24 protein-coding genes are annotated in these 20,961 nt (G+C 36.0%); 21 read left to right on the top strand and 3 right to left on the bottom strand.

Going from position 1 to position 20,961, the window contains the following annotated elements; genetic code table 11:
• Positions 1–63: 63 nt before the first annotated feature.
• From V6E76_RS08850 to recO, 9 genes are all read left to right on the top strand, one after another.
• Positions 64–750, top strand: coding sequence for an NfeD family protein (locus V6E76_RS08850; RefSeq protein WP_247352058.1), 687 nt, complete (start codon positions 64–66; stop codon positions 748–750).
• 18 nt (positions 751–768) lie between these two features.
• Positions 769–1,776, top strand: a complete 1,008-nt coding sequence (floA, locus tag V6E76_RS08845) for a flotillin-like protein FloA (RefSeq protein WP_499797792.1) — start codon at positions 769–771, stop codon at positions 1,774–1,776.
• 13 nt (positions 1,777–1,789) lie between these two features.
• Entirely contained in the window at positions 1,790–2,431 is a 642-nt protein-coding gene (locus V6E76_RS08840; protein WP_247352059.1) for a hypothetical protein, read from the top strand.
• A gap of 113 nt (positions 2,432–2,544) precedes the next feature.
• Entirely contained in the window at positions 2,545–3,498 is a 954-nt protein-coding gene (locus V6E76_RS08835; protein WP_247352061.1) for a PhoH family protein, read from the top strand.
• Complete coding sequence (ybeY, locus tag V6E76_RS08830) at positions 3,495–3,956, top strand: rRNA maturation RNase YbeY (protein WP_247352063.1); 462 nt, start codon at positions 3,495–3,497, stop codon at positions 3,954–3,956. Before V6E76_RS08835 ends, ybeY begins: the two co-directional genes overlap by 4 nt.
• Positions 3,952–4,302: a diacylglycerol kinase family protein gene (locus V6E76_RS08825; protein ID WP_247352185.1), complete on the top strand. Its 351-nt coding sequence runs from the start codon at positions 3,952–3,954 to the stop codon at positions 4,300–4,302. The genes ybeY and V6E76_RS08825 overlap by 5 nt, the downstream gene beginning before the upstream one ends.
• Positions 4,303–4,312: 10 nt before the next feature.
• Positions 4,313–4,711, top strand: a complete 399-nt coding sequence (gene cdd, locus V6E76_RS08820; RefSeq protein WP_247352065.1) for a cytidine deaminase — start codon at positions 4,313–4,315, stop codon at positions 4,709–4,711.
• Positions 4,711–5,619, top strand: a complete 909-nt coding sequence (gene era, locus V6E76_RS08815; protein WP_247352068.1) for a GTPase Era — start codon at positions 4,711–4,713, stop codon at positions 5,617–5,619. Before cdd ends, era begins: the two co-directional genes overlap by 1 nt.
• Before the next feature lie 14 nt (positions 5,620–5,633).
• Entirely contained in the window at positions 5,634–6,374 is a 741-nt protein-coding gene (gene recO / locus V6E76_RS08810) for a DNA repair protein RecO (protein WP_247352070.1), read from the top strand.
• Between the two features lie 33 nt (positions 6,375–6,407).
• On the opposite strand, the gene V6E76_RS08805 is transcribed toward recO, so the two are convergent.
• Positions 6,408–6,995: an SCO family protein gene (locus V6E76_RS08805; RefSeq protein ID WP_247352072.1), complete on the bottom strand. Its 588-nt coding sequence runs from the start codon at positions 6,993–6,995 to the stop codon at positions 6,408–6,410.
• A gap of 48 nt (positions 6,996–7,043) precedes the next feature.
• Positions 7,044–8,420: a glycine--tRNA ligase gene (locus V6E76_RS08800; RefSeq protein ID WP_247352074.1), complete on the bottom strand. Its 1,377-nt coding sequence runs from the start codon at positions 8,418–8,420 to the stop codon at positions 7,044–7,046.
• 294 nt (positions 8,421–8,714) lie between these two features.
• Here V6E76_RS08800 and ccpN point away from each other — a divergent pair, with 294 nt between their 5' ends.
• The 7 genes from ccpN to V6E76_RS08765 all read left to right on the top strand — a co-directional run bounded on the left by ccpN (position 8,715) and on the right by V6E76_RS08765 (position 15,344).
• A complete protein-coding gene (gene ccpN, locus V6E76_RS08795; RefSeq protein WP_026866421.1) occupies positions 8,715–9,332 on the top strand; it encodes a transcriptional regulator CcpN in 618 nt (205 codons plus the stop codon).
• Between the two features lie 6 nt (positions 9,333–9,338).
• Positions 9,339–10,163 carry a pyruvate, water dikinase regulatory protein gene (locus V6E76_RS08790; protein WP_247352076.1) on the top strand — a complete coding sequence of 275 codons (825 nt, stop codon included), beginning with the start codon at positions 9,339–9,341 and terminating at the stop codon, positions 10,161–10,163.
• A gap of 4 nt (positions 10,164–10,167) precedes the next feature.
• Entirely contained in the window at positions 10,168–11,922 is a 1,755-nt protein-coding gene (gene dnaG / locus V6E76_RS08785) for a DNA primase (protein WP_247352078.1), read from the top strand.
• A 24-nt stretch (positions 11,923–11,946) separates the two neighbouring features.
• Entirely contained in the window at positions 11,947–13,053 is a 1,107-nt protein-coding gene (rpoD, locus tag V6E76_RS08780) for an RNA polymerase sigma factor RpoD (protein ID WP_247352079.1), read from the top strand.
• A 95-nt stretch (positions 13,054–13,148) separates the two neighbouring features.
• Positions 13,149–13,532: a c-type cytochrome gene (locus V6E76_RS08775; protein ID WP_247352081.1), complete on the top strand. Its 384-nt coding sequence runs from the start codon at positions 13,149–13,151 to the stop codon at positions 13,530–13,532.
• Between the two features lie 56 nt (positions 13,533–13,588).
• Positions 13,589–14,278 carry a tRNA (adenine(22)-N(1))-methyltransferase TrmK gene (locus tag V6E76_RS08770; RefSeq protein WP_247352083.1) on the top strand — a complete coding sequence of 230 codons (690 nt, stop codon included), beginning with the start codon at positions 13,589–13,591 and terminating at the stop codon, positions 14,276–14,278.
• A complete protein-coding gene (locus V6E76_RS08765) occupies positions 14,265–15,344 on the top strand; it encodes a Nif3-like dinuclear metal center hexameric protein (RefSeq protein WP_247352085.1) in 1,080 nt (359 codons plus the stop codon). Before V6E76_RS08770 ends, V6E76_RS08765 begins: the two co-directional genes overlap by 14 nt.
• A 48-nt stretch (positions 15,345–15,392) precedes the next feature.
• On the opposite strand, the gene V6E76_RS08760 is transcribed toward V6E76_RS08765, so the two are convergent.
• Positions 15,393–16,355, bottom strand: coding sequence for a 4-hydroxy-3-methylbut-2-enyl diphosphate reductase (locus tag V6E76_RS08760; protein WP_026866414.1), 963 nt, complete (start codon positions 16,353–16,355; stop codon positions 15,393–15,395).
• A gap of 140 nt (positions 16,356–16,495) precedes the next feature.
• Between V6E76_RS08760 and V6E76_RS08755 the strand changes: the two genes are divergently transcribed.
• From V6E76_RS08755 to V6E76_RS08735, 5 genes are all read left to right on the top strand, one after another.
• Entirely contained in the window at positions 16,496–17,833 is a 1,338-nt protein-coding gene (locus tag V6E76_RS08755; RefSeq protein WP_247352087.1) for a DEAD/DEAH box helicase, read from the top strand.
• A gap of 12 nt (positions 17,834–17,845) precedes the next feature.
• On the top strand, positions 17,846–18,751 hold the full coding sequence (locus V6E76_RS08750; protein WP_247352089.1) for a deoxyribonuclease IV: 906 nt from the start codon (positions 17,846–17,848) through the stop codon (positions 18,749–18,751).
• A gap of 126 nt (positions 18,752–18,877) precedes the next feature.
• Positions 18,878–19,660: a metal ABC transporter ATP-binding protein gene (locus tag V6E76_RS08745; protein ID WP_247352091.1), complete on the top strand. Its 783-nt coding sequence runs from the start codon at positions 18,878–18,880 to the stop codon at positions 19,658–19,660.
• Positions 19,657–20,502: a metal ABC transporter permease gene (locus V6E76_RS08740; RefSeq protein ID WP_247352094.1), complete on the top strand. Its 846-nt coding sequence runs from the start codon at positions 19,657–19,659 to the stop codon at positions 20,500–20,502. Before V6E76_RS08745 ends, V6E76_RS08740 begins: the two co-directional genes overlap by 4 nt.
• A complete protein-coding gene (locus V6E76_RS08735; protein ID WP_247352096.1) occupies positions 20,483–20,896 on the top strand; it encodes a Fur family transcriptional regulator in 414 nt (137 codons plus the stop codon). Before V6E76_RS08740 ends, V6E76_RS08735 begins: the two co-directional genes overlap by 20 nt.
• The last annotated feature ends 65 nt before the right edge of the window (positions 20,897–20,961 follow it).

The following is a 20,961-nucleotide window of genomic DNA, read 5'->3' as shown; positions in this document are numbered from 1 at the left end:
TTTTTTGTTTTATTATCGCAATTCCATAATAGTCATGTATAATCGAAAGTAGGAGGGATGTGCATGGTTATTGTGTATTTATCTAACATTTATAATATATTGAACAACTATGTAGATATAATTACATCACCACCCATCGCATTTCTATTATTAGCATTGTTCTTCCACGGTGTAATCTACCAACTCTTTTCTGAAAGAATTAATATTATTGGTGTTTTAAGTATCATTTCAATATTTGTATTCTTTACAGGTCACTTTCTTACAGGTAGTGGAAATTATACTGCTTTAATTCTAATTTTGCTGAGTGCATTTTTAATTCTTGTAGAATTTTTTGTGATCGGCATGATTCTAGGAATATTTGGTGTAATTTTATTTGCTGCGAGTATTTTAGTGGTAAGCGAAGATCCCGGTTTATATGCCGTTTTCTTAGCTGTAATACTTATATTAGCAGTAGTAGAGTGGGTGATATTTGTGAAACATAAGAAAAGAAGAATACCTTTTTTAAGTAAGCTCATTTTAGATGATGCAACTGATAAGGAGTCAGGCTATACATCGTTTGACGATCGCTCACACCTAGTTGGTGAAGAGGCTGTTACTCATACAGTTCTCAGACCTTCTGGAACAATCAGACACGGTGATGAACGGATTGATGCTGTAGCTGAAGGCGCCTATATCGCGAGTGGAGTAAAGGTTAAAATTATTTATGTAGAAGGTACTAGAGTTGTCGTTAGACCGTTAGAAGAACAGTAAAACAAAGGAGAGAAACCTATGGCATTAGGATTTATTACTGGTGGGACAATAATAACACTATTGATTATTGTTGTTATTTTTATCGCCCTAGCAATTATTTTATCGTTTGTACCAATTGGTTTATGGATTTCTGCAATTGCTGCAGGGGTTAAAGTTGGTATTTTCACTTTAGTTGGTATGCGTCTAAGACGTGTTAAACCAAAACGTGTAATTGAACCAATGATTAAAGCACACAAAGCTGGAATTCAATTAAAAACGAACCAGCTTGAGTCACACTTCTTAGCAGGTGGTAATGTAGACAGAGTTGTAGATGCTCTTATTGCTGCCCAACGTGCGGACATCAATTTAACTTTCGAACGTTGTGCTGCAATCGACCTTGCAGGACGTGACGTACTTGAAGCTGTACAAATGAGTGTAAACCCTAAAGTTATTGAAACACCATTCATTGCAGGTGTTGCAGTAGATGGTATCGAGGTTAAAGCTAAAGCTAGAATTACAGTTAGAGCAAACATCGAACGTCTAGTCGGTGGTGCTGGTGAAGAAACAATCATTGCCCGTGTTGGTGAGGGTGTCATTTCTACAATTGGTTCTTCAACTAAACACGCTGAAGTACTAGAAAACCCAGAAAAAATCTCACAAACTGTACTATCGAAAGGGCTCGATGCAGGTACTGCCTTTGAAATTCTTTCGATCGATATTGCAGATGTTGATATCGGTAAGAACATCGGGGCGGATCTACAAACGGAACAAGCTGTTGCAGATAAGAATATTGCACAAGCGAAAGCCGAAGAACGTCGTGCAATGGCCGTTGCCCAAGAGCAAGAGATGAAAGCACGTGTTCAAGAGATGAGAGCGAAAGTAGTAGAAGCAGAATCACGTGTACCACTTGCCTTTGCCAAAGCATTAGAAGATGGCAATATCAGTGCTTCAGATTATTACAATCTTAAGAACGTAGAAGCTGATACAAGTATGAGAGACTCTATTAATAAGATGACGAACCCTACACGCTACAACGACGAAGAATAGGGTGTGATGAGTAATGGAATTAATTCCAATCGTTATAATTGTACTCGGTATTATTTCTTCAATCATCAGTGGTCAATCAAACAAAAAGAATGAAGAAAAACGTAATATCGATCCTTCTAAATTAGATCGTAAGTCAAAAACTGCACCTAGACGACGTCAAGATCAAGTAAACCCAACAACTGAGAAAAAAGGTTTTTTTGAAAACTTACAAGAAAATTTTGAGAAGGAAATGAAGAATTTTGAGAAAGAAATAGAGGGGCAACCTCAAACAGAACCTAGAAAAAGAGCTGAAACTCAAAGTAGAACCCAAACAACAGAAAGACAAGCTAGAGAAACCATTCAACGCTCTAACAATCGTCAAAATACTTCACAAAATGTATCTGATTATGAAAAACGTAAGACAGATCGTTCCAGACATTCAAACAGAGCAAGTCAAGCTAAAGAAAAGGTAGTCACAGAGGCTTATGATAAGCGTGAAACTATGGATGAGGGTCTTACAAAAGAAATGGTAGAGAATCGACAAAAAAATAGGAACAATAGAGACAGAATCAAGGAAAATGATATTACGAGTGGAGATATCAGCTTTGATCCTAAATCTGTTGTGAATGGTATAATTATGTCGGAAATTCTTGGTAAACCAAAATCTAAGCAATAATGAAAAACATGCAGGTAGTTACCTGCATGTTTTTTTACGCCTTCTTCATTGCAGTAGTAGTTTTATAGTGGTAAATTTAAATAGAATAACACTACTTAAAAAGGGGTTTGTAAATGCCTAATATTATTAATATTGATAGCCTAGATGAAGCTCAAGCTCTAATAGGCGCAAATGATTCACACATCACTTATCTTGAAGAAGAGTTTGACGTAAAAATTCATACGCTTGGTAATGAAATTACAGTGAGCGGAGAAGATGAAGAAAAAGTCGAACTTGTAGAAGATGTGCTGCTTCATTTATTAAAAATAATTCAGCGTGGTATGAGTATCTCTCTTAGAGATGTTCAATCTGCTGCAATGATGGCGAAAAATAAAACCATTGAATATTTACAAGATCTCTATAATGAAGAAATAGCTAAGGACTCTAAGGGTAAGAGTATAAAAGCAAAAACAACAGGTCAGAGAGTTTATGTTGACAATATTAAGAAACATGACTTGACCTTTGGAATTGGACCAGCTGGTACCGGTAAAACATTTTTAGCTGTGGTGATTGCTTGCCAGATGCTAAGAGAAAACCAAGTTAAACGTATCGTTCTTACAAGACCTGCAGTTGAAGCTGGAGAAAATCTCGGTTTCTTACCAGGCGATTTAAAGGAAAAGGTAGATCCATATTTAAGGCCATTGTATGATGGGTTACACGCTGTATTAGGTGTTGAAACAACTGACCGCCTAATTGAGCGAGGGATTATAGAAGTGGCACCTTTAGCCTATATGCGTGGACGTACTTTGAATGACGCCTTTGTCATACTTGATGAAGCACAAAATACGACTGAGATGCAGATGAAGATGTTTTTAACACGTCTCGGATTTGGTTCAAAAATGATCGTCACTGGTGATGAAACTCAAATCGATTTACCAGGATCAACAAAAAGTGGTTTGGTTGAGTCAGTGAAGCGATTGGAGAATATTAAAGGTATCGCAATTAATCGAATGGACGAGAGTGATGTTGTCAGACACCCACTTGTTTCTAAGATTATTGTTGCCTACGAAAAGGATGCGAACTTATGATTAATGTAGATTTCATCGATGAAGGTAATTTTGTTACAACAGAAGAACAAAAAGATATTAGAGATCTCTTATCATTTGCCTATCAGCATTTAAAAGAAGAAGGTTCTGCAGAAGTGTCGGTATCATTCGTCTCCAATGAAGAAATTCAAAGCATTAATAGAGACTACCGTGACAAGGACAGTATTACAGATGTGATTTCATTTGCACTTGAAGAAGATGAACTCAACTTAATTCATGAAGATGCCCCACGTACATTAGGTGATATTATTATTTCTACAGACCGTGCTAAAGAACAAGCAGAAGATTACGGTCATTCCTACCGTAGAGAGTTATTGTTTTTAAGCTTACACGGATTTCTACATTTGCTTGGTTACGATCACATGGAGAGCGATGAAGAAGAAGAAATGAATGGAAAGCAAGAAGAAATATTAACTGCTTTTGGAGTAACGAGAGATTAAATTATTAAGGTTTAAGTATCCTCTCCAGGGATTTTACCGATTACTAAAAAAAGATTTTAATTTTTTAATTCATTTAATCATTGCAGCACTAGTTATCGGCTGTGGATTATATTTTAATATATCTAAGATCGAGTGGTTATTTGTTATTTCAGCAATTTTTATGGTTTTAATAGTTGAAGCATTGAATACGGCTATTGAATACGCTGTAGATTTAACGACAGATTCTTATAGTTTACTTGCAAAATATGCTAAAGACGTTGCAGCTTGTGCTGTAGTGCTTGCATGTATTTATGCTGTAGTGATTGGTTTTACTGTGTTTACACCTTATATAATTCAGATATTTTAGGAGGAAATGAATGGAGTTCAAATCTGAGTGGTTAGAAGAAGCCTTAAAGGCTAAAGATAATGCCTATACACCTTATTCAAACTTTAACGTCGGTGCGTTACTAATTACAGATGAAGATGAGTACATTTACGGGGCAAATATAGAAAATGCAGCTTACCCAGCTACAATTTGTGCTGAAAGAACGGCTCTTGTTAGTGCTTATGCAAATAATAAGAGAAAATTTAAGGCGATTGTTGTCGTTACAGACTCAACAGAACCTGCTAGTCCATGTGGTACTTGTAGACAGGTCATGAAAGAGTTATGCCATGATGACATGCCAGTATTTTTAGTCAGCCCAAGTGGCGAAGTAATCGCGCGTACAGTAGATGATTTACTACCACTCGGTTTTAGTGGAAAGGATATGGAGTAATGGATTTTGGAGGATTTAAATCCGGATTTGTCAGTATTATAGGTAGACCAAATGTCGGTAAATCTACCTTTATGAATAAGGTGCTTGGTCAAAAAGTTGCAATTATGTCTGATAAACCACAGACAACAAGAAACAAGGTACAGGGTGTCTATACAAAGGATGATTGTCAAATCGTTTTTATTGATACACCTGGTATCCATAAACCTAAGCATCAGCTCGGTGAGCACATGATGAAGGTTGCTAGAAACACTTTACGTGAGACAGAGGTCATCTTGTTTATTATAAATGCCGCAGAAGAAATCGGTCGTGGTGATGAATACATTATTGAAATGTTAAAGCATACAAAGACGCCGATCATTCTTGTCTTAAATAAGATTGATCTTGTCCACCCGGATGAGCTATTAAAGCAAATTGAAGTGTACAAAGATAAATTAGAATTTAGTGATATCGTCCCAATATCAGCCTTACAGGGTAATAACATTGACCGTTTACTTAGTGTAATCGAAACTCATTTACCAGAAGGTCCGATGTACTATCCAAAAGATAGAATTACAGACCACCCAGAGTTCTTTATCGTTAGTGAATTGATAAGAGAAAAAGCCTTGCACCGTCTCAGTCAAGAACTGCCCCATGCAATTGGTGTTGAAGTATTGAAGATGAAAGGGCAAGATGATGGTGGCAAAGTCCACGTCGAGGCAACCATCTTTGTAGAACGCGATTCACAAAAAGGCATGGTTATCGGTAAGGGTGGTAAGATGCTTAAGGAAATCGGACAAGAGGCGCGTCGTGACATAGAAAACTTATTGGGTAGTAAGGTGTACCTTGAGCTATGGGTTAAGGTCCAGAAAGACTGGAGAAATAAACCACAATTTATTCGCTCACTCGGCTATAAGGATGAAGAATATTAAAAATAGGTGAGTAAATGATTTATCAGCAAACAGGCATGATGATCAGGCAGACAAATTACAGTGAGACTAGCCGTATCATAACAATATTAACGGAGAGTGGGGAACAAGTTCCTTTGATGGCTAGAGGCTTTAACAAACCGAAAAGCCCTTTTACTGTATTGAGACAAGGTTTCTTAGAAGCGCTGTTTACATATAATCGTTTTAAAGGTATGGGTACTTTAAATGATGTTGATGTGACCGAGCGTTTTAAAAATTTAAATAGTAATTTTGAGCTATATACACATGCTTCCTATATATTAGAAGTGATCAGTCGAGCACTGGATGAAGAATATGCTGAAAGCGCCTATTACAATCTTATTAAGAAAGCCTATGAGTTATTAAATGACGAAAATGAGCGCTATGCAGTTACAAGTTTAGTACTTATTAAAATGTTACCTGCCTACGGTGGCGAACTTAATGTTGATTCTTGTGCGATATGCGGCGAGTCTAATTATCAAAACTATAGTCACTATTCATTTAAATACCACAGTGTAATCTGCAATCGTTGTTTAAGTGAAGAAAGTTTAGAACGTGCAGTTGCAATTTCGAATAAGGTACTATATTTTTCATTATATTTAAAGCACGTTAAAATTAGAGATGTAAAAAGTATTCACATTTCAGAAGACATAGGTAAGCAATTACTACGATTTATAGAGATGCTTTATGATGAATATAGCGGTGTATATTTTAAAAGTAAAAAATTAATAGATAAATAACGTCCTTAGCTAATGCTAGGGACGTTTATATGTTTAATTTAGCTTTTTTAAATCCTTAATTATTTCATCAGAATTGAATTCTTGTTCTCCTACGTCTACACCGGAATAATCTTTTATTAGCACACCATCTTCGTCTACAAGATATAAGGCTGTACTATGTAGGACCTGGTTACCACCGTCTTGTGGTGCTTTGATGACAGATTTAAAATTGTTAAGTGCATAATCTCTAATATATTCAAAGTCATAGCCAGTGAGTAATTGCCATTCAATACTTTCATCTTTGTCGTACCAACTGATATATTCACTGAGTATTTCTGGACTGTCGTATTCTGGATCTACAGAAAAGCTGACCAGCCCTACATCGGTAAGATTATTATCTTTAAGCTTAGTTGTTAATTCGGCTAGATTGGCAGTCATTGGAGGACAAACAGTCACACAGTTTGTAAAGATCTGATTAACGAGCCATACCTTGTTTTCCATATTTTCACGAGTAAAACTTTGGCCATCTTGATTGATTGCTTCAAAATCTTTTAAAGTGTTACCATAATATGAATTGGGTTCTATGTCGTTTGAACACGATGTGAGGATTATAACAAGAAATAATAATAAGTATCGTTTCAACGGGTGATTCCCCTTTATATGTAAAAGGCACCCTCAGGGTGCCTTTTATTAATATTTGATTCTTGCTGATAAGAAGTCATGTACATCGTCGATTGCAATACGTGTTTGTTCCATAGTGTCACGATCTCTGATTGTCACTTTCTTATCTTCTAATGAATCGAAATCAAATGTAATACAGTACGGTGTACCAATTTCATCTTGACGACGGTAACGTTTACCGATGGATTGAGATTCATCAAATTCTATGTTGAAGTCGCCTGCAAGTTTAGAATAAACTTCCATCGCTTCACCACTTAACTTCTTAGAAAGTGGTAAAACTGCTGCTTTAAACGGTGCAAGCGTCGGGTGGAAGCGTAATACTGTACGTTTTTCATCTCCTTCGAGCGTTTCTTCGTCGTATGCATCGCATAGGAATGCTAAAGTCATACGGTCTAAACCAAGTGATGGCTCGATACAGTATGGCACATATTTTTCGTTCGTTTCAGGATCATGATAATTGAAGTCCTCATTAGAGTGTTCCATATGCTTACGAAGGTCGAAGTCTGTACGACTTGCAATACCCCAAAGCTCACCCCAGCCAAATGGGAATTTATATTCGATGTCAGTCGTTGCATTAGAGTAGTGCGATAATTCGTTTTCATCATGGTCTCTAAGGCGTGTGTTTTCTTCTTTAAGGTTTAAGTCTTTTAACCAGTTAACAGCGAAATCTTTCCAGTAGTTTTGCCACTCAATTTCAGTGCCTGGCTTACAGAAGAATTCAAGTTCCATCTGATCAAATTCACGTGTTCTAAAAGTGAAGTTACCAGGGGTAATCTCATTACGGAATGATTTACCAACTTGTCCGATACCAAATGGTAATTTCTTACGCATTGTTCTTTGAACATTTTTGTAGTTCACAAAGATACCTTGTGCAGTTTCTGGACGAAGGAATAGCTCGTTTGTTGAACCTTCTGTTACACCTTGGAAGGTTTTGAACATCAAGTTGAACTGACGAATATCAGTATAATCATTGGCACCACAAGTCGGGCAAACGATGTTCTTTTCTTCGATTATTTCTTTCATTCTATCGAAAGATAAACCATCAGCAACAAAAGTGTCATCTTCTTTTTGCATGACATCTTCGATCAATTTGTCTGCACGGTGACGCGATTTACAGTTTTTACAGTCAATCATTGGGTCATTAAAGTTTCCTAAATGACCTGATGCTTCCCAAGTTTTAGGGTTCATTAAGATGGCAGCGTCAATACCAACATTGTATGGTGATTCCTGAATGAATTTTTTCCACCATGCGTTTTTAACATTGTTTTTAAGGGCGATTCCAAGTGGACCATAGTCCCAAGTATTTGCTAGCCCACCATAGATTTCACTGCCGGGGAAAACAAAGCCTCTCGTTTTTGCTAAGTTTACAATCGTATCCATATTCATGATAAATGCAACTCCTTTTATTTTTAACTTTGATATATAAAAATCCCTGGACAGCAAAAATATATGCTATCCAGGGACGAGCGTAGCCCGCGGTTCCACCCAATTTAGTAAGAAAACTCGCTTTTATATATAAAGTTATTTTATAAGTGATTTATATGCCAAATATCTTGTTAAGCTTACACCATCCTTAACTCGCTTATTGCTATTATATAATCGGCTAGTTTGGAATGCAAGTGCGATCATATTTCTTTATCTCGATAATTATTATATAATATTTATGTTGGGAGTGAGAACGTGGAACTGAATGAGCGACAAGAAAAAATACTAAACATTGTAAAGCAACATGGTCCCATTACAGGAAGTAATATCGCTGCACAATTGTCTTTAACAAGGGCAACATTGAGGCCGGACTTAGCCATTTTAACGATGTCAGGATTTTTAGATGCTAGGCCGAGAGTCGGTTATTACTATACAGGGAAAGAAACTAATGATGTCATTTCTCTCAAGGTAAATAATTTACTCGTTAAAGATGTGCAAAGCTTACCAATAGTTATTACAACTGAAACAACAATCTATGATGCAATCGTTAAAATGTTTTTAGAGGATGTTGGTACACTGTATGTTATTGACGAAGTAAAAACGTTGCAAGGCGTTGTTTCAAGAAAAGACTTACTCAAAGGCACGATGAGCTTTAGTGATATTGAAAACACTTCGGTTAGTACAATTATGATGAGAAAGCCTAATATAACTGTATGTTACGCAGATGATTCACTTTTGTACGCAGCAAAACAGCTTATTGACCGTCAAATTGACTCTCTACCAGTCGTTAAAGATGTAGATGATAATTTAGAAGTCATCGGTCGAATCACTAAAACTAATATTACAAAAGTATTCGTAAACTTAATGGAGTGATTATATATGACAAACTTAAAAGTAATCGTTGCATCAGACTCTGTAGGAGAAACAGGTGAACTAGTCACAAAAGCTTGTCTCTCACAATTCGATCTTGATGCTCCAGATAATATTATAATTCGTTACCCCTATGTAGACTCTACTGAAGATATTGATGATGTCATCGATTTAGCTAAAAGTAAAGATGCTTTAGTTGTATACACTATAATCACCCCTTCATTAAGAGAGTACATAGATGCTGAAATGGTTCAAGAAGAAATTTCTTATATCGATGTTATGGGCCCATTAATACGTGAAATCTCTAATGCAACTGGCCAAGTACCATTAAATGAACCGGGAAGAGTCCACCGATTAGACGAAGATTACTTTAAAAAAATTGAAGCAATTGAATTTGCAGTTAAATATGATGATGGCAAGGATACGAGCGGCTTAGCTAAGGCAGATATTATATTAATTGGTGTATCTCGTACATCGAAAACCCCATTATCTCAATTTTTAGCCTTAAAAAAATATAAGGTTATGAATGTTCCACTAGTTCCAGAAGTTAAACCCCCTCAAGAATTATTTGAGGTCAATCCTAAAAAGTGTGTGGCCCTTAGAATTAATCCAGAAACATTAAATAGAATCAGAAAAGAAAGACTATCACAGCTTGGCCTAAAAGATACTGCGATGTACGCGAATGGCTCAAGAATAGATGAGGAACTATCTTATTTTGATGAAATAATTGGAAAAATTGGCTGTCCAGTAATTGATGTATCTGATAAGGCCATTGAAGAAACCGCGAATGCTATAATGAGATATGTAGATAGCGAAAGTAATATCAGAGGGTGATTATTTGAAAATACCCGAGGAAACAATTGAAAAAATAAGAACACAGACCGACATAATAGACTTAGTTTCAAGCTATATTAAACTTGAGAGACGCGGGCGTAACTATGTTGGTCTGTGCCCGTTTCATGACGAGAAAACACCATCCTTTTCAGTAAGTCCGGACAAACAGATTGCACATTGTTTCGGCTGTAAAAAGGGTGGTAATGTTTTTCAATTCCTAATGGAAATTGAAAATATTAGTTTTACAGAAGCGGCAAAAAAACTCGGTGAACCATTAGACATTAAGATTGAAACTGATGAAGTTGAAGTTGATCAAGGTGATATGTCACAGATCAAGATGCATGAATATATGACTGACTTATACCATCATCTGTTAATGAATACGAATGAAGGAAATCAACCTCTACAATATTTACTTGATAGAGGATTTACAACGGACCTGATTCGACAAGAAAAAATAGGCTTTGCTCCTGCGATGTCTTACTTTGCAAAAAATGCATTGCTAGAGCAAGGGTATAATGAAGAATCGGCCTATCAAGCAGGGCTACTATCTAGGAACGAAGAAAATTTTTCTTACTATGATCGATTTGTCGGACGGATTATGATTCCGATTAAGAATCATCAAGGTAATCACATTGGTTTTACAGCTCGGAGCATAGATGGTAGTGAACCGAAGTATTTAAACACACCAGAAACCGATATATTTAAAAAAAGAGAACTATTCTTCAACTTAGCTGATGCAAGGAAACACATTAGAAAAATGGATAATGTCATTCTTATGGAAGGGCATATGGACGTCCTAAAGGTTAAGATGACTAATGTTCAACATATTGTCGGGACCATGGGAACAGAGCTGAGTCGGGAGAATTTGACCTTATTAAAACGCTTGTCATCAAACACTACGATTATGTTTGATGGTGATAAGGCTGGGCAAAATGCAACATTAAAGGTCGGCGACGCACTCTTACATGAAGGCCTGAATGTGTATGTTCAAAAACTGCCTGAGGGAATGGACCCTGATGAATATATAGAAAAATACGGTACTGAGAGTTTTGAGAATTTTATCGAAAAACAGATGCAGCACTATCTTCAATTTAAGGCGGAAAAATTGAAATCGGATGCCGGAGCCAACGACATGAAAATCAATCAGAACCTAAGTGTAGTGATTGAGGATTTAAAATTTGTAAGAGATTCACTAACTAGAGAACGGTTGGTTACTGTAATATCATCTATCTTCGATATTGACAAAGATGCGCTTAAAAACAGAATGCCATCAACAATGGTTACACAGGAAGCAACCTATACTGAACCTGAAGTCAATAGAACCACTTTAAGTCTCAGGCAGAAAAAAGAAAGATATTTAACACGCATCATGATGTCCCACCCAGAATACTTGGAGACATACAGTGAAAAGCTTGATGAAAATATCTTAACTTATCAACCATATTATGATATAGTTAGAGGACTTTGTGTTTATTTTGAAACACATGAAGTGTTTGATATTTCTTTAGCCCTTAACTATATAGACGGCGCACTGACAGACACACTGATTGACTTAGATAATATGAGGATTCATCAGGATGTCTCAGAGAGTGAAATAAATGATTACTTAGAAGACTTAAGTGGTATAAGAAATAATGAAAACGAAATTGAGCTTTTATCTCGTCAATTGGAATTAGCAGAGCGTGACAATGATGTAGAACTACAACTTAAGCTCACTCAGGAAATAATAGAACTGAATAGAATTCATAAGATGTAGTTTTTTATAACTAGGAGGCACAATATGGCGAACAAAAAAGCAGCTATTGCTGATACAAAAGATATTGATTTTACTAGCATTGAGCAGGTTAAAACTTATCTGTTAGATAAGGGTAAGAAAGAAGGTCAACTTTCTCACGAAGAAGTAGCCGATAAGCTTGCCAATTTTGAACTTGATTCCGATGCCATGGACGAATTTTTCGATGAGTTAAATGAAAATGACATTCAAATGGTCAATGAAAAAGATGCATCTGATAAAGATGAGAAACTTAACCTACATGATATGAGTGCACCTCCAGGTGTTAAAATTAATGACCCAGTTAGAATGTATTTAAAAGAGATTGGGCGTGTTGATCTCTTATCAGCTTCAGAAGAAGTTGAACTTGCCAAAAAAATTGAAGAAGGCGACGAAGTGGCACGTGCACGTCTAGCTGAAGCAAATTTACGTCTTGTTGTTAGTATTGCTAAACGTTATGTCGGCCGCGGGATGTTATTTTTAGACTTAATTCAAGAAGGGAATATGGGTCTAATTAAAGCTGTTGAGAAATTCGACTTTACTAAAGGTTTCAAATTCTCTACTTATGCAACTTGGTGGATTCGCCAAGCTATTACTAGAGCAATTGCAGACCAAGCTAGAACAATTCGTATTCCGGTTCACATGGTTGAAACGATTAACAAATTAATCCGTATTCAACGTCAATTATTACAAGATTTAGGTCGTGAACCAACACCTGAAGAAATTGGTGAAGAGATGGATTTACCAGCTGATAAGGTTCGAGAAATTCTAAAAATTGCCCAAGAACCTGTATCACTGGAAACACCAATCGGTGAAGAGGATGACAGCCACCTTGGTGACTTTATAGAAGACCAAGAGGCACAAAGTCCTTCCGATCATGCTGCTTATGAATTATTAAAAGAGCAGCTTGAAGATGTTCTAGAAACGTTGACGGACCGTGAAGAAAATGTACTTCGTCTACGATTTGGTTTAGATGATGGACGTACGAGAACACTTGAAGAAGTTGGTAAGGTATTTGGGGTTACAAGAGAGCGAATTCGTCAAATAGAAGCGAAGGCTTTAAGAAAACTCAGACATCCTTCAAGAAGTAAAAAATTAAAAGATTTTATGGACTAATATGTGTAATTTTTTCTCAAAATTGTTTTGACTTTGTCACAAATTGAGATACAATTGAATATGAGATTAAATCCATGTATTGAGGGGGTAACAAATTGAATAAAAATCCTATAATTCCATTTTTACTGATTATCTTCTTAGGAGTTGGACTTGTTTTCCTACTTTCAGGTGTAGGGGCGACTGATGACGGTGAAGAAGATGTAGCATCAGAAGAAGGTGCTTCAGAAGAATCAGGTGGCGGCGAAGAGGCATCAAGCGGTGACGTAGATGCTGAGGGTATCGCACGCGATAACTGTGCATCATGTCACGGTCAAGACTTCTCTGGTGGTATGGGGCCTGCTTTAGCTGGTACTAGCCTAGATGAAGAAACATTCACAACGACAGTTCGTGATGGTAAAGGTTCAATGCCTGCATTCTCAGCTGATCAAATTGCAGATGAAGAACTTACTGCTTTATATCAATTCTTCTCTGAACAATAATTATTTCTAAAAGACTCTCAAGTTTTGAGAGTCTTTTTCTGTACAGGAGCGAATTTATGTTAAAAGAACGATTGAGATTAGTATCAGATTATATTATTGGTAATACTTTGGTTGATATTGGTTCAGACCATGCATATCTTCCGATTTATGCGATTGAAAATGGTTTGTGTCAATCTGCAATTTGTGGAGAAGTTGTAGAGGGACCCTTTGACTCATCAGTAAAAAATGTGAAAGAAAAAAACATGGATGATAAGATTGAAGTTCGCTTTGGTGATGGTTTGAAAATTTTAAATGAAACGGATCAAGTCGATACGATTACAATATGCGGAATGGGCGGACCACTAATAGCATCTATTATTGAAAGTGGCTTTAAAAACGTATCAGGAAATCCAAGAATTATCGCTCAGGCAAATACTTACCCTTATAAGGTGAGACAAGTCATGGCTAGACTCAACTACTGTGTAAGTGATGAACGACAATATAAAGATGGCCCACATTTTTACGATGTTATTGTTTTTGATTATAGTCCGGATAAGCCAGCTTATAGTGAAAGAGAACTGAAATTTGGACCTTTAAACTTAGTGAGAAGAACGGATTTATTTATCGATGATTTAAAACGTGAAAAACAACATATTGAAAAAATTCTTCTTGGTATTAAAGAAACAGAAAAAAATATAAATAAAATTACTGAGCTTAAAAAAGAGTTACAAGTTTTAAATGAGGTGATTGATCATGACCACAGTTAAAGATTTATTTAAAGTTCTTGATACAATAGCCCCCTTTAATGATAGTGAACCTTGGGATAATACAGGCTTACTTGTCGGAGATATGAATAACGAGGTGACGGGGGTTTTGACCACACTCGATTGTCACGCATCCACTGTCGATGAAGCAATCGACTTTGGTGCGAATGTTATTGTTGCCCACCACCCACTCATCTTTTCAAAATTATCAGCTATAACTGAATCGGGAATTGGGAAGATTATTAGAAAATTAATTAAACATGATATTAATCTAATAGCCATGCATACGAATCTTGATCATCAGACAAATGGTGTAAGTCACATGATAGTAAGTAAACTTGGTTTTGAAGACACGGAAGTGTTACTGCCACTAGCGGGTCACTTTAAAAAGCTAAGAATTAATATTACAAGTGAAGAAAAAGAGCAGTTCAAGGAAAATATGCTTAAATATGCACCTGTAGGTAAGATGGGTGAATATTCCGAAGTGAGTTTTGAATATGAGGTTCAAGGTCAATTTAAACCTAGTGAAAATGCAAATCCAACGCTAGGTAAAAGTGATGAGTTAGAACATGTTGAAGAATTTGTCTTAGAATGTATATTTGATGCTAAAGATACTGAAGCAGTCGTTGCTGCAATCTATAAGTACCATCCATTTGAAACTCCAGCTTTTGATATTATTACTATTGATATGAATAAGAATGAAGGACTTGGTGTGAGTTTTCAATTTGGGGAATCTCTTGATGATTTAGTAAACAGACTAGAAACCGTAATGGATAGAAAGATTGTTAACCTAGTTAAAGCAAATGATAACCCAATAAACAAGGTCGCAATTATCGGTGGGTCCGGTATGTCCTATGTAAATGATGTATTTAAAAAAGACGTGGATGTTTTAATTACAGGTGACGTTAAGTATCATGAAGCATATGATGCAAAACTAGCCGGATGGAATATTATAGATGCTGGACACTATTTAGAAGTAGTGATGGTTGATGGTTTACAATCATTAATAGAAAAGTATAGTGATGTCACAGTCTATGCATCAACCGTGAATACTAATCCATTTGAATAACAAAGTAAAAGCGCTTGGGATCTTTGTCCCAAGCGCTTTCGTATTTCACTATTCCATAATTTTAACTGGAGTAGGATTTTTAATTTTTGGTAAGATTTTTCTCATCGGTACAACTGACTCAGGTGTTTTTTGCTCTTCGATGTTATAGTTCTTAATGTAATCAATAACCTCTTTAACAATCGGTGTAGGTGTCGAAGCACCGGCAGTAATTGCAACTTTTTCAACACCTTCTAACCAAGAATTGTCCAATTCATTTAAGGAACTAATGCGGTATGCATTAGTATGTGCAATTTCCTTAGACACTTGAGCGAGACGGTTTGAGTTATTACTCTTAGGATCTCCGACTACAATAAGTAAGTCAGCTTCTCCTGCTTGTTCAGCAACTGCTTCTTGTCTTACTTGTGTTGCAAGACAAATTTCTTTATGCACTTCGATGTGTGGGTAACGTGTTTTAAGGTCGTCCATTAAGTGGCTGACATCCCACTGACTCATTGTTGTTTGGTTAGTTACAATGAGTTTTTTATCAGAAAGGAAATCTGGTAAATTTCCAACATCTTCAGGTGTTTCAATCAGGTGTACTTGTCCAGGTGCAACGCCGACAGCACCTTCAGGTTCTGGGTGATTTCTCTTACCAATATAAATCACATGATAATCATCTTTTGTTTTTTCTCTAATTAAATCATGTGTGAATTCTACGTCTGGACATGTCGCATCTATGCATACTAGACCTTTTTCTTTGGCTCTTTCTTTAACTTGTGGTGATACCCCATGTGCAGTAAATATTACTGTACCATGGTCAATTTGTTCTAAGATTTCTAAACGGTTTGGGCCATCTAATGTAATGATACCTTCTTCTTCAAAAGCATCCGTTACATGTTTATTGTGTACGATCATACCGAGAATATATATAGGACGCGGTAGAGTTTTGTCTAAGGATGCGTTTCTTGCAATGACCATTGCATCAACGACACCATAACAATACCCACGCGGTGAAATTTTAATAATATCCATAAATGAAACTCCTCCTTAATAATGATTATACTTGATTTTGATTCACTTTCAAATCATCAAGTCAACTATTGTAATTGTATAGCGTAATTAGTGAATTTTAGTTATAATTATGTAGAGTTTGAAAGGAACAGGTGACAAATATGTCCAAAGCATTTAAAAGATTTGAATTTGATGACACAATGCTAAGTGCAATAGAGAAAATCGGCTTTACCCATCCAACATTAGTACAAGAACGCGTTATCCCTAGAGTGATGAAAGGAAATAATGTTGTTGCACAGTCAGCGACAGGTAGTGGTAAAAGTCACGCTTTCCTCTTACCTTTGATTCAAGGTATAGACCATGAAAAGAAATCTACACAAACGATTATTTTAGCACCAACTAGAGAATTAGCCAAACAATTAGAAAATATGGCAAAAAAAGTAGTTGAAAATTTTGATGGTGTGACTGTTCGTGCATTTATAGGCGGAACAGATTTAAAGCGTGATGAAGAAAGAGCGAGTCAAGAACCGCAGATAGTAATTGGCACGCCAAGACGTATTAGAGATTTAATCGATAATCAAGCTTTAGATATTCATTATGCTAAAACGATCGTAATCGATGAAGCAGATCTTATGGTAGATTTAGGATTTATGGATGATGTGGATTATATTTCTAAGCGCATTTCTCACCAGAGTCAGTTTTTAGTTTTCTCAGCTACGATTCCAGAACCTTTAAAACATTTCCTTGAGAAGTACATCGGAGAAACTGAAATTATCGTTATTGATACACCTAAAAATAAGGCATCAATACATTATAGTTTAGTGCCAGTAAAAGGTCGTTCTAAATTTGAAAAGACCTTGGAGTTAACACGTACGATTACGCCTTATATTGGACTCATTTTTGCCAATTCCCGTGAACGTGCAGACGAATTATATGCTTACTTAAAAGAAGAAGGCATCAACGTTGGCATTTTCCACGGAGGCTTAAAGCCACGTGAAAGAAGCCAGGAAATCAAAAATATAGAAGGCTTGAAGTACCACTGGGTTGTAGCAAGTGATTTAGCTGCACGAGGTTTAGACTTTGATGGTGCCTCACATGTCATCAATTATGATATTCCTAAACAGATAGAATTCTTTACGCATCGTTCGGGTCGTGTGGGTCGTGGGACATATTCAGGTGTAGCAATCACCTTGTATGAACCGTCAGAAGCACACGCAATCAATGAGTTAGAAAGTAAGGGTTATGTTTTTAATCATGAAGATATTCGCGGTGGGGAACTTAAAGAAATCAAGGACCGTACAACTAGAAAGTCTAGAACCAACCGTTCTAAAACGAATAAGACACAGAACTATAAAGTACGTAGTCCTAAAAAAGTAAAACCAGGTTATAAGAAAAAAATTAAGTACCAAAAAGAAGAGTTAGAACGTCAAGAAAGACGTCGTTACGCTAAGGCTAAATCAAGAAATGAAAAGAAACGTAAACAAAGAGAAAATAAGTAGGGGTGGATAACTATGTTACTCGGATCACACGTATCAATGAGTGGTAAAAAGATGCTTGAAGAATCTGTAGAAACAGCAGCATCTTATGGCGCGAATACTTTCATGATCTATACTGGTGCACCACAAAATACGAGACGTAAAAAAATCGAAGATTTAAACATTGAAAAAGGGCATCAAAAGATGACAGAACTTGGTATTAGTGATTTTGTCGTTCACGCACCTTATATTATTAACATCGCTAATATAGAAAAAGAGAATGTGTTTAATCTAGGTGTGGATTTTCTCCAAGAAGAGATAGTAAGAACTGAAGCACTGGGAGCTAGTCAGATTGTCCTACATCCAGGATCACATGTCGGTGCAGGTAGTGAAGCCGGAGTTAAGAAAATTATTGAAGGACTAAATGAAGTCTTAACAAATAAGAATAATGTACAAATTGCTTTAGAAACCATGGCAGGGAAAGGCACCGAAATCGGACGCTCATTTGAAGAACTGGCACAGATTATTGACGGTGTCACAAACAATGAAAGACTGAGTGTTACTTTTGATACATGTCACGTCCACGATGCTGGTTATGATATTAAGAATGACTTCGATGGAGTCTTAAATGAGTTTGATAAAATCATTGGTATCGATCGAATTAAAGTCTTACACATGAATGATTCTAAAAATGATGTTGGTGCCCATAAAGATAGACATGAGAACTTTGGATTTGGATATCTAGGTTTTGATGCATTAACTTACATTATCAATCACCCTGAGTTCAAAGATATTCCTAAAATCTTAGAAACACCATTTGTTGGTCCAGATAAGTCAAATCGCTTAGCACCATATAAACATGAGATTGATATGATTAGAAGTGGAGAATTTGATCCAAATCTTCTTACTAAAATCAATCCAGCGATTTCAGAATTAGAATAAAATAATTAAGAATCTAAAACTGTACTTAGTCAATTTATGACCAAGTACAGTTTTTTCGTAATCATTCCTATTTACAAATCGTAACCATTCCATTATAATAACCAAGGTAGATAAAGGAGTGTAGATATGGTAACACCAGTATTTGAACTTAAAAATGTCAGTTTTCAATATAAAGATAAATTGGAAGCGACACCTGCTTTAAAGCACATTTCCTTTGCCATTAACAAAGGTGAATTTCTAGCTATAGTCGGACCAAACGGCTCAGGTAAATCTACCTTATTAAAATTGATTCTTGGGGTGTATAAATTACAAGAAGGTGAAATTTTAATTAATGGCAATCAGAGGAAGTCATTCAATGCCTGGCAAGAGATCGGTTATGTATCTCAAAAAGCAGCAGCGAATGCTAAGGGATTTCCAGCGACGGTTAAGGAAGTTGTCTTAAGTGGTTTAACTAAAGAACGTGGATTATTTAAAAGATTTTCTAAAAAAGATTATGAACGGTTAGATGAAGTGTTGGAGTTACTGGATATTAAGAACTTAAAAAATCAAAATGTATCTAACTTATCTGGTGGACAAACACAGCGTGTATTTATTGCAAGGGCACTAGTCAATAAGCCTTCGGTTCTAATTATGGATGAACCTACTGAAGGTATTGATAGTCAACATGTAAAAGATTTCTATAATGTCTTACTTAAATTAAAACGTGAGAATGTGACGATACTACTTGTTACTCATGATATTGGGGTCGTAGTAGATAATGCAGACCGAGTGGCATGTTTGAATGAGCACTTACATTTTCATGGTACTAATGAAGAATTTAAAAACCTAGGTGAAGCAGAGCTATCGAAAATTTACGGTTTTCCACTTCAGTTGGTTTCACATAATCATCAAAGGGAGTGCTGTAAGTGATAGAAGCAATTTTAAATTATGATTTTATGAGATATTCATTTGTTAGTGGACTCATAGTTGGATTAATTGCACCACTATTAGGTACTTTCATTGTTGTAAGACGATTATCATTGATTGCGGATGCCCTGAGTCACGTTGCTCTAGGGGGTATTGCATTCGGTGTGTATATCTCATCGATTTTTAATATCATCATCAATCCAGTGATTTCAGGCGTAATCTTTTCTGTCATTGGTGCTCTAGGAATAGAAAAGCTAAGAGGTTTATATAAACATTATTCAGAGATTGCCATTCCGATTATTATGAGTCTTGGTATTGCTCTAAGTGTCTTATTTTTATCTTTAGCAAATGGCTTTAATCAAGATTTATTTGGCTACTTGTTTGGTAGCATTAGTGCAGTAAGCTTTAATGACTTAATTCTAATCAGTATTATTGGCGTTATTGTTTTAGCTTTTGTCTTCTTACTGTATAAGGAGATGTTCTTTATTTCCTTTGATGAAGAGTACGCTGGCGTGATGAAACTAAGCAAATATATTCATATTATATTTATTGTACTCGTCGCACTTGTCATCAGTGCATCGATGAGAATTGTTGGTATCTTACTTGTAAGTGCCATGATGACCTTACCAGTTGCAAGTGCCATGAGAATAACTTCAAGTTTCAAGCAGTTGATGATTGTCAGTATTGTCTTTGGCGAAATTTCAGTAATTGTAGGTTTATTTTTAGGTTATCATTTAGATATTTCACCAGGAGGCACAATAGTACTTGTATCTATTTTAATCCTGCTAATTACCTTATTATTAAACCGTGTAGGAGTTGTTAAAAATGCACAAAGAACTCAATGATTATAAAGCGATGTTACAAGAGGCAAATTTTAAAGTCACTAAGAAACGACTGAGAATGATTGAAATTTTTATAGAGGATGAGAGATATTTATCCGCTAAAGAAATTCAGGAAATCATGAATGAAGAATATCCAGGTATTAGTTACGATACAATCTATAGAAATCTTCATACCTTAAATGATATTAATGTACTCGAACAAACAACATTCTCTGGCGAGATGCAGTACAAAATTTCTTGTACAGATCATCATCACCATCACTTTATATGTGAAAAATGTGGTGAAACTAAAGTAATTAACTATTGTCCTGTTGGCGAATGGCAAAAAGAATTAGGTGGTCTGACTATCAACAGTCATAAAGTTGAATTGTATGGCTTATGTGAGAAATGTGCCTAGTTTTGAGAATTCATAGAATATAGTAAACAAAAATGGTGGAGATCAATATTCGATCTCCACCATTC

Source organism: Jeotgalicoccus huakuii (assembly GCF_036665975.1).
GTDB lineage: Bacteria > Bacillota > Bacilli > Staphylococcales > Salinicoccaceae > Jeotgalicoccus > Jeotgalicoccus marinus.
The sequence above is the reverse complement of the archived record's forward strand: the minus strand, read 5'-3'. Positions and strand labels throughout refer to the sequence as shown.

What these genes read in the sequence shown, in the direction of transcription:
- V6E76_RS08850 (WP_247352058.1), top strand. Translation starts at nt 64, where the DNA reads ATGGTTATTGTGTATTTATCTAACATTTATAATATATTGAACAACTAT.
- floA (WP_499797792.1), top strand. Translation starts at nt 769, where the DNA reads ATGGCATTAGGATTTATTACTGGTGGGACAATAATAACACTATTGATT.
- V6E76_RS08840 (WP_247352059.1), top strand. Translation starts at nt 1,790, where the DNA reads ATGGAATTAATTCCAATCGTTATAATTGTACTCGGTATTATTTCTTCA.
- V6E76_RS08835 (WP_247352061.1), top strand. Translation starts at nt 2,545, where the DNA reads ATGCCTAATATTATTAATATTGATAGCCTAGATGAAGCTCAAGCTCTA.
- ybeY (WP_247352063.1), top strand. Translation starts at nt 3,495, where the DNA reads ATGATTAATGTAGATTTCATCGATGAAGGTAATTTTGTTACAACAGAA.
- cdd (WP_247352065.1), top strand. Translation starts at nt 4,313, where the DNA reads ATGGAGTTCAAATCTGAGTGGTTAGAAGAAGCCTTAAAGGCTAAAGAT.
- era (WP_247352068.1), top strand. Translation starts at nt 4,711, where the DNA reads ATGGATTTTGGAGGATTTAAATCCGGATTTGTCAGTATTATAGGTAGA.
- recO (WP_247352070.1), top strand. Translation starts at nt 5,634, where the DNA reads ATGATTTATCAGCAAACAGGCATGATGATCAGGCAGACAAATTACAGT.
- V6E76_RS08800 (WP_247352074.1), bottom strand. Translation starts at nt 8,420, where the DNA reads ATGAATATGGATACGATTGTAAACTTAGCAAAAACGAGAGGCTTTGTT.
- V6E76_RS08790 (WP_247352076.1), top strand. Translation starts at nt 9,339, where the DNA reads ATGACAAACTTAAAAGTAATCGTTGCATCAGACTCTGTAGGAGAAACA.
- rpoD (WP_247352079.1), top strand. Translation starts at nt 11,947, where the DNA reads ATGGCGAACAAAAAAGCAGCTATTGCTGATACAAAAGATATTGATTTT.
- V6E76_RS08770 (WP_247352083.1), top strand. Translation starts at nt 13,589, where the DNA reads ATGTTAAAAGAACGATTGAGATTAGTATCAGATTATATTATTGGTAAT.
- V6E76_RS08765 (WP_247352085.1), top strand. Translation starts at nt 14,265, where the DNA reads ATGACCACAGTTAAAGATTTATTTAAAGTTCTTGATACAATAGCCCCC.
- V6E76_RS08760 (WP_026866414.1), bottom strand. Translation starts at nt 16,355, where the DNA reads ATGGATATTATTAAAATTTCACCGCGTGGGTATTGTTATGGTGTCGTT.
- V6E76_RS08755 (WP_247352087.1), top strand. Translation starts at nt 16,496, where the DNA reads ATGTCCAAAGCATTTAAAAGATTTGAATTTGATGACACAATGCTAAGT.
- V6E76_RS08750 (WP_247352089.1), top strand. Translation starts at nt 17,846, where the DNA reads ATGTTACTCGGATCACACGTATCAATGAGTGGTAAAAAGATGCTTGAA.
- V6E76_RS08745 (WP_247352091.1), top strand. Translation starts at nt 18,878, where the DNA reads ATGGTAACACCAGTATTTGAACTTAAAAATGTCAGTTTTCAATATAAA.
- V6E76_RS08735 (WP_247352096.1), top strand. Translation starts at nt 20,483, where the DNA reads ATGCACAAAGAACTCAATGATTATAAAGCGATGTTACAAGAGGCAAAT.